General features: G+C 57.2%; 9 protein-coding genes. 4 read left to right on the forward strand and 5 right to left on the reverse strand.

Annotated elements, in window-relative coordinates; genetic code table 11:
* Positions 1-12: 12 nt before the first annotated feature.
* Positions 13-321, reverse strand: coding sequence for an ArsR/SmtB family transcription factor (locus J5T34_RS07715; protein WP_053821756.1), 309 nt, complete (start codon positions 319-321; stop codon positions 13-15).
* Positions 322-445: 124 nt separating this feature from the next.
* Here J5T34_RS07715 and J5T34_RS07720 point away from each other — a divergent pair, with 124 nt between their 5' ends.
* The 4 genes from J5T34_RS07720 to J5T34_RS07735 all read left to right on the forward strand — a co-directional run bounded on the left by J5T34_RS07720 (position 446) and on the right by J5T34_RS07735 (position 3,546).
* Positions 446-1,195 carry an MBL fold metallo-hydrolase gene (locus J5T34_RS07720; RefSeq protein ID WP_053821755.1) on the forward strand — a complete coding sequence of 250 codons (750 nt, stop codon included), beginning with the start codon at positions 446-448 and terminating at the stop codon, positions 1,193-1,195.
* Positions 1,196-1,223: 28 nt separating this feature from the next.
* Positions 1,224-1,652, forward strand: coding sequence for a beta-lactamase hydrolase domain-containing protein (locus J5T34_RS07725; RefSeq protein ID WP_053821754.1), 429 nt, complete (start codon positions 1,224-1,226; stop codon positions 1,650-1,652).
* 201 nt (positions 1,653-1,853) lie between these two features.
* Positions 1,854-2,528, forward strand: coding sequence for a TlpA family protein disulfide reductase (locus J5T34_RS07730; protein ID WP_226994866.1), 675 nt, complete (start codon positions 1,854-1,856; stop codon positions 2,526-2,528).
* A 562-nt stretch (positions 2,529-3,090) separates the two neighbouring features.
* Entirely contained in the window at positions 3,091-3,546 is a 456-nt protein-coding gene (locus tag J5T34_RS07735; RefSeq protein ID WP_144425790.1) for a hypothetical protein, read from the forward strand.
* Positions 3,547-3,617: 71 nt separating this feature from the next.
* Here the strand turns inward: J5T34_RS07735 and J5T34_RS07740 are convergent, their stop codons facing one another.
* From J5T34_RS07740 to J5T34_RS07755, 4 genes are all read right to left on the reverse strand, one after another.
* On the reverse strand, positions 3,618-4,532 hold the full coding sequence (locus J5T34_RS07740; protein WP_053821752.1) for a prepilin peptidase: 915 nt from the start codon (positions 4,530-4,532) through the stop codon (positions 3,618-3,620).
* A 336-nt stretch (positions 4,533-4,868) separates the two neighbouring features.
* Positions 4,869-5,366 (reverse strand): hypothetical protein, encoded by a 498-nt coding sequence (locus J5T34_RS07745; RefSeq protein WP_144425788.1) that lies wholly within the window; start codon positions 5,364-5,366, stop codon positions 4,869-4,871.
* Between the two features lie 19 nt (positions 5,367-5,385).
* On the reverse strand, positions 5,386-6,483 hold the full coding sequence (traW, locus tag J5T34_RS07750; protein WP_208579254.1) for a conjugal transfer protein TraW: 1,098 nt from the start codon (positions 6,481-6,483) through the stop codon (positions 5,386-5,388).
* A partial coding sequence (locus J5T34_RS07755; RefSeq protein WP_208579255.1) for a hypothetical protein occupies positions 6,461-6,641 on the reverse strand: 181 nt, incomplete at its 5' end. The genes traW and J5T34_RS07755, both read right to left, overlap by 23 nt.

Raw genomic sequence — 6,641 nt, forward strand, 5'->3', positions numbered from 1 at the left:
TACAGCCTCCTATTACGTTGGGCAGTAAAGTTGGTACAACACCTGTAGCACTGCCAGTGCCTCACTACTGGAGATGCTGTAGAAGATCTGCTTGCCCTCACGGCGCGTATTCACTAGTCGCTCTTCGCGGAGCACGGTCAGCTGCTGTGAAAGCGTAGGCTGCAAGATCCCAGTGATGGTTTCCAGCTCTTTGACCGAGAACTCGCCCTGCGTCATCTGGCATAGCAAGAGCATACGGTCGGGGTTGGACAGTACCTTCAGAAGCTTGCTAGCCTCCCCAGCTGCGGCATGCAGTTTCACTAAATCAATTTGCTTTGGCATGGCCACGTAGATCCGTTTAAAAGTAACACTTTACACGAACATTATACCATAACATAATATATTAAACGTAGAGACGATGATCCATGTGTCGAACTCTGATCACGACGACTATTAAGGAGCGCCCATGATTTTTAGACAACTGTACGAACCCCTGTCGAGCACTTATACCTATCTGCTGGGGGACGAGGACACGGGACAGGCAGTCCTCATCGATCCCGTGATTGCGACCATGGATCGGGATCTGGCCGAGGTGCACAGGTTAGGTCTGACCTTGGCTTACACGGTCGATACCCATATCCATGCCGACCACATCACCGCAGCTTTGGAAATGAAGCGTGCCGTGGGTAGCAAGATTGCCGCGCCTGCCTACGATCAGTTGTCATGTGCCGATGTCGGCATCGAAGAAGGCAGGCCATTTCAGGTCGGGGGTATTACTTTGCAGCCCCTGCATACCCCCGGCCATACCGACGGGCACTTTGCCTATCTTTTAAATGACCGCGTATTCACAGGCGACGCCTTACTTATCGAGGGGTGTGGCAGGACTGACTTTCAAAACGGTGATGCCGATGCGCTCTACAAAAGCGTGCGAGAGAAGCTGTTTGCTTTGCCCGACGAAACCTTGGTCTACCCGGCGCACGACTACCAGCAGCGTTTTGTCTCCTCGATCGCGCAGGAAAAGAAGCGTAATCCCCGCCTGGGCGGGGAAAAGACGCTCGAAGAGTTCAGGGACATCATGGCCAAGCTGAACCTTCCATACCCTAAGTTCATTGACTACGCTGTCCCGGGGAATAAGCAATGTGGCGTCTGTCCCCCAGACCTGCCAGAGAACTTGGCCAGCTATTGCCGCCAGATGACCCAGAGCCCGCAGGGCTGACGTGCCGCTAACCAACGGAGAAATTGAAATGACAAACTTCAAGCAAATAGGGGATGGCCTGTTCATCGGTCCCCAGCCTTCGGGGCAGGATTTGGTGGAGGCGAAGCAGCAAGGCATTCACACCGTAATTGACATGCGTACGCCTGGGGAAACGGCCACCTCGAACGCCGAGTTGGTCAGGAACAGTGGACTGGATTACTTCAATGTACCAGTCAACAAGACAGCCCTGTCAGAGCAGCAGATTGACGAGTTAAGTCAAGTAATGCAGAGAACACAAGGGCCGCATTTACTGCATTGCGCCACTGGCACGAGGGCCGCGTTGCTGCTCGCGCTTAGTCGTGCAAAGCAGAATGGGTGGACAGCGGAACGCACGTTCGAGGAAGCGCAAACCATGGGGTTCAACCTTCAGGGTTCCGCTGATTTCGCCAGCTTCGTCAGGCAAGTCACGGCCAAATAGATGTTCATTCGCAACTAGAACTGCAAGTTAAAGTTCACAAATTTCGATTCAGGGAGCCACTTTTTGGATGCTGTACGATTTGGGCCGCTCGTCGTCCCTGTACAAGTAGCACTACTCTTAGCAGGCATAACGCTTGCCCATTCTGTTGCCGCGTGGTTCCGCACGAGGCGCGGTGTCGATCCGGGCCCCGTTCTTTGGAAGATGATCGTGTTCGGTTTCCTCGCCGGACGCTCGATCTTCGTATTAAGACATCATGAGATTTATTCCAATGCTCCATTGTCGATCATCGACTTTCGTGATGGAGGCTTCGACAACCTGGCCGGTTTCGCGACGGCCGTTTTGGTTGGCATGGAATTGTCACGGCGCTCGACGACACTACGTAGGCCGCTTCTGACTGCAACCTTGACGGGTTGCTTTGTCTTTTTCGGAGGAAGTGCGCTGAATCATGCCCTTACGCCGGTGGGTGTGCCTGTCCCGACAATTGAGGTACGCCGCCTCGACAACACAACTGTGCCGCTCAGTGCCTTTGTGGGCCGCCCCTTGATTATCAATCTTTGGGCAACTTGGTGTCCGCCGTGCCGACGTGAGATGCCTGTATTAAAGGCTGCACAGCTAGCCCATCCAGAAATCCACTTCGTGTTTGCGAATCAAGGAGAATCAGCAGCAACCGTACAAAGCTACCTCGACGCGAATGGGTTACAAATGCCAAATATCGTTCTCGATCCGGCCAAGCAGGTAAGTGCCCGAACTGGTTCGTCTGGTTACCCCACAACGCTGTTCTATGATGCTCAAGGCCGGCTATACAAGCGGCATATGGGTGAGCTTTCGCGCGCAACACTAACCGAGAAAATCGACAGCTTCTTCGGCTCTCGCTGAGCACTGGGATACCGCTGCTGTTTTATGTCAGCTCTGATGTTCGAGATGATGACATGGCCAGGCTGCCGCCGTTACTGCATGAGCACATCAACATGCTTGGCCAGTATTCCTACTCTGTGTTGGAAGCAGTAGCCAAGGGCTGGCTGCGGCCAATGCATAACCCAGCAAGCAACGAAAAAGTCAGGAGTGGCCTTAACCTGGTTTGCCGTTCCGCTGCACCTCGACCCCTCATTATGTCTTAGCGCCTGATTTTTTCCGTTTTCCCTCTTCACCCCTCGGAAGCCGACAAGCGAGCTTTGGTCGCATACGAACAGCTTGCAGCTCTTGTGCCAATTAGCAGGATGTCGGACCAGCAAGCATGGGCAACCATGCCCACGTATGAGCGTTGGCTGAACGGAGAACGGATGCCGAATCTCATTCCGACGGTAAGGTGAATCGAGGGTCAAGGCGTCCTGACCTGAGCGAGCGGTGCGACTGGGCCACCTCAGAGGTCATCTGCTCGTAACCGCGCGGCCATGGATTCAGCGAGGATCTGTGCCAGCTTCATTTCGAAGGAAGTTCTATGCCACGCAAGCTGCAAGGATTTCATACTGCCTACCCTGACATGGTGTCCAACCCTAATGGGCATCCCCATTCCGACCTCGTAGCTTGCCGGGTCTGCGGAATGTGGATCGCCATGAGCGAGCCGAAGGACATCCGGGCGCACGACGCCGAGCATGAAGCCTTGTCTCACGGTGGAGCACCCCTGGTCGTGCGTGAAATCCTTAAGACAGTGGGCTGGAATCTGGCACATCAGGATCGCCCATTGGATCTCGTCCGTTACACGTCGGATGATGGCAAGCTAGCCGTTGTCTATGGCTGGTGGATGCGTGCGCTCTATCGCGGGGTACCCCACACCGATTTTGATGCCTACATGGCTGAGCATCTACGCCTTGTGGACTCGATGGTCGCGGGCACCGATGGTGACCTAACGCCCCAGCGCCTCGCAACGAAGCGCTGGGAAAGGTATGCAGGTTGATCAGTTGTACGTCCGTGCTTACACGCGTGCGCTGCTGCACGGGTACGCAGCACTAAGGCGATGTCGGCCCTTCACCAGAGGCGGGCGGCGAACGCCGCCATACCTTGCAGAAGCCAGTCGCTGCCGCAAAGCAATACCAACATACCGGCCACAGCAATAGAAGGACCGAACGGAAAAGGAGCGTCGCGGTCTAGACGGCCCAGGAGTACGAACGCCAATGCACAGGCTAGACCGCAGAGCGATGAAATCAGCAGTAGCGCGGGCAAGGCCTGCCAGCCGAACCAGGCGCCCAGCGCTGCCATCAGTTTGAAGTCGCCGTAACCCATACCCTCCTTGCGCCGCAGGAGCTTGAAGAGCCAATAGCCGCCCCACAGCATCAAGTAGCCACCGGCTGCGCCGATAATGGCGTCCTTCGCCGGCACGAAAAAGTCGCAGACGTTGAGGAAGAGTCCAAGCCATAGCAACGGCTGCGTCATTTGGTCTGGCAGCACAAGGCTTTCCGCGTCGATCAGCGCCAGCGCCAGTAGCGACCAGCCAAGCACCATGCCGGCCAAGGCCTGCCAGGTCGTCCCTAGCAGCCACAGTGCAGCCATGGCAACCGCTGCACCCGTCAGCTCGACCGCCAGGTAGCGCCAGCCAATCGGCGCTCTGCAGGCCCGGCATCTACCTCGCAGCAGCAGGAAGCCGATAACGGGGACATTGTGCCAGGGTGCCACGGGAAGGTGGCAATGTGGGCAGTGGGAGCGCGGCACCGCTAGATCATAGGGGGCGGGATAAGGCAGCGGTTCGTTGCGTAGCGACGCAATATAGTTGGCCTCACTCCGTTCCATCATGAGAGGCAAGCGATGGATCACGACGTTGAGAAAACTGCCGACTACCAGTCCGAGCAGCGCGGCCCCGACGAACACAAGCCATGGCGGCAGCGCCGACAGCGCGGAAACGTCCCATGTCCCGTACGCGCCAGCGCCTGGAAAATGTATATTCACCACAATAGGAACTACACCTTCATGCGCGGGCGAGCGCGAGTGTTCGCCACTCCCTCTTCCTCTTGCACAACGGGCTCAGAAATCTGTAGCGGCGGATCGCCATAGACCCGAACACCGCAGCAAGGGTCGAAATCCGGATCGTCGGGCCCTCGCCCACAGGCATCAACAGTGCACGTGGTGTATGCGTACATTTCCGCGCAGTCGCGGCGAAGTCTGTCCAGCGATAGCGTGGGATCCTCCGAGACCGGGTCATACCCGACGGTGTCCACATACCAAGCCACGCATTCGGCCTGGCTCATGGTTGCGAAGTCCGGATTGCTCATTGGTGCTGCTCCTTTACATCCTCAAGGCAGGCACGTCCTTGGTCGCGTCCTTCCAGAACGCACTGAGCTTGCTGAGCTTCTCCTGTGCCGTGCGACAGAACTCACTGAAGTCCCCGGGGGAATGCGCCTCCAGGCGGTCCACATCCACGCGCAGGCGGACGACACCCTGCTCGAAAGCTTCCCGAATACCTTTCATCACGCCGTCGATGGCGCTTGAGGTGTCGTGGCTGATGACACTTGCGGCCTTTGCGCCGTCCTGGATCTCCTGGAGGGCGCGGAAACTGGCCACGAAGGCCTTCACCAGTGCTCTAACGGACGAAGAAGGCGCGCGCTCCCCGGAAACGGAGTGATCCACCACTCTGGCAAAGGCCTGAGTTGTGGCCGCTATCGCATCGACCGCCGTCTCCACGCGCCAGAGGCGAAACGCCGCAATCGCATCGGCCGGATCCGGCACAACACTGTTTGACACACCGGCTACCAGACTATGGTTGCTCTCTTCGGCAGTTTTCATGTTGCTTAGGTCCATTGGCCTATCGGGCATTCGTACTCTGAGCGCGCAATAGCTGGGCCTCGATAGACGGGCGCATCTCTACTCGTGTCTGGGCCGCCAACAGCTGGCCAAGAGCTACGCCAACCTTCTCCATCATTCGCAGATTCTGCAGTTGCAACTCGTTGGAGTAGGCCTGCATGAAAACCATCTCGCGCTGCAGCTTCTCCGGGCTCGCCTCCGCTGCCATGGCGATTACCCAGTAGGGGTTACGGAAGCGCCGACCCGACTCGAAGTCCATCATCTCCGCGAGGCTCATCGCGCCATTCTTGGCTTGCTTGGATGCGGTCATGTCGAAGTACTTGGCGGCGTGATCTGCCTTCTTGATCTCCTGCACCAACTGGTTGCTGCCGGGGAAAGGCATCCGAGAGGCGATCAAATCGAACTGGATCTTTTCGGCTGCGCTCATGTTCGCCTGATACATCTTCTGCAGGGCGATATAGCTCTTGCCCTGCTCGCTGGCCGCCTCGGCTTTGGTTATGTTCTGCGGAGGGTGTGGATCGAGCGACAGCCTGGCGTAAGCGCGTGCCGCCTCCTCCTGTTCCGCCGAGAATGTCAGCTCAGGATCCTTGCCCGGCTTGCCGGCCCCCGTGAGGATCGATTCGACGTTCGCGTCGGCATCTGGCATGGTTGAAGCATTACAGCCCGCGTAACCCAAACGCTGTTCAACTGCGTTGCAGTACTTCGCCATATGGATGGCGTGCGACTGCCTACGTGCAACCTCGGGCGACGGGAAAGGATCGTTCAGCGCTTTACTAAGCACGGGGCTCGTTACCGCGGCCCCCCCGCCGCGCTTGTACCCTGACGATTTGCCACCCGTCGCAATCGTTGCCTGGCCCGCGTAGTTACCGCTCGAGTTCGAACATGGGTCAATGGGCAGCTCCGTCTCCCGTTCCACACGCTCCTTCTCGGCTCGTCGGCTCACCTCGACCTCCAGTTCGCGCTGCTGGTTGGCCGATTGCACAACAGCGTCGGAAACCTTCGATCCCACATTCGCCAAGTTGGTACTGAGCAGATTGATGGCATTAGTAATTGTTGCCCCAAGTGAGCTTGACGTACTAGTGATCGTCGTAGAAATCATGGTACTTGCCGCCTGGACTGCACCAACGACGTGGTACGTCCCCGGTCTTGTAGACACCTGATAGGGTGTTTTTGAGACTGGAGGAAGCATGAAAAGCAAGCGATATACGGATGAGTTCCGGGCCGAGGCGATCAAGCAGGTGACCGAACGCGGTTACC

The sequence above is a fragment of the Cupriavidus gilardii genome (assembly GCF_017598945.1).
In the GTDB taxonomy this organism is placed as follows: Bacteria; Pseudomonadota; Gammaproteobacteria; order Burkholderiales; family Burkholderiaceae; genus Cupriavidus; species Cupriavidus gilardii_E.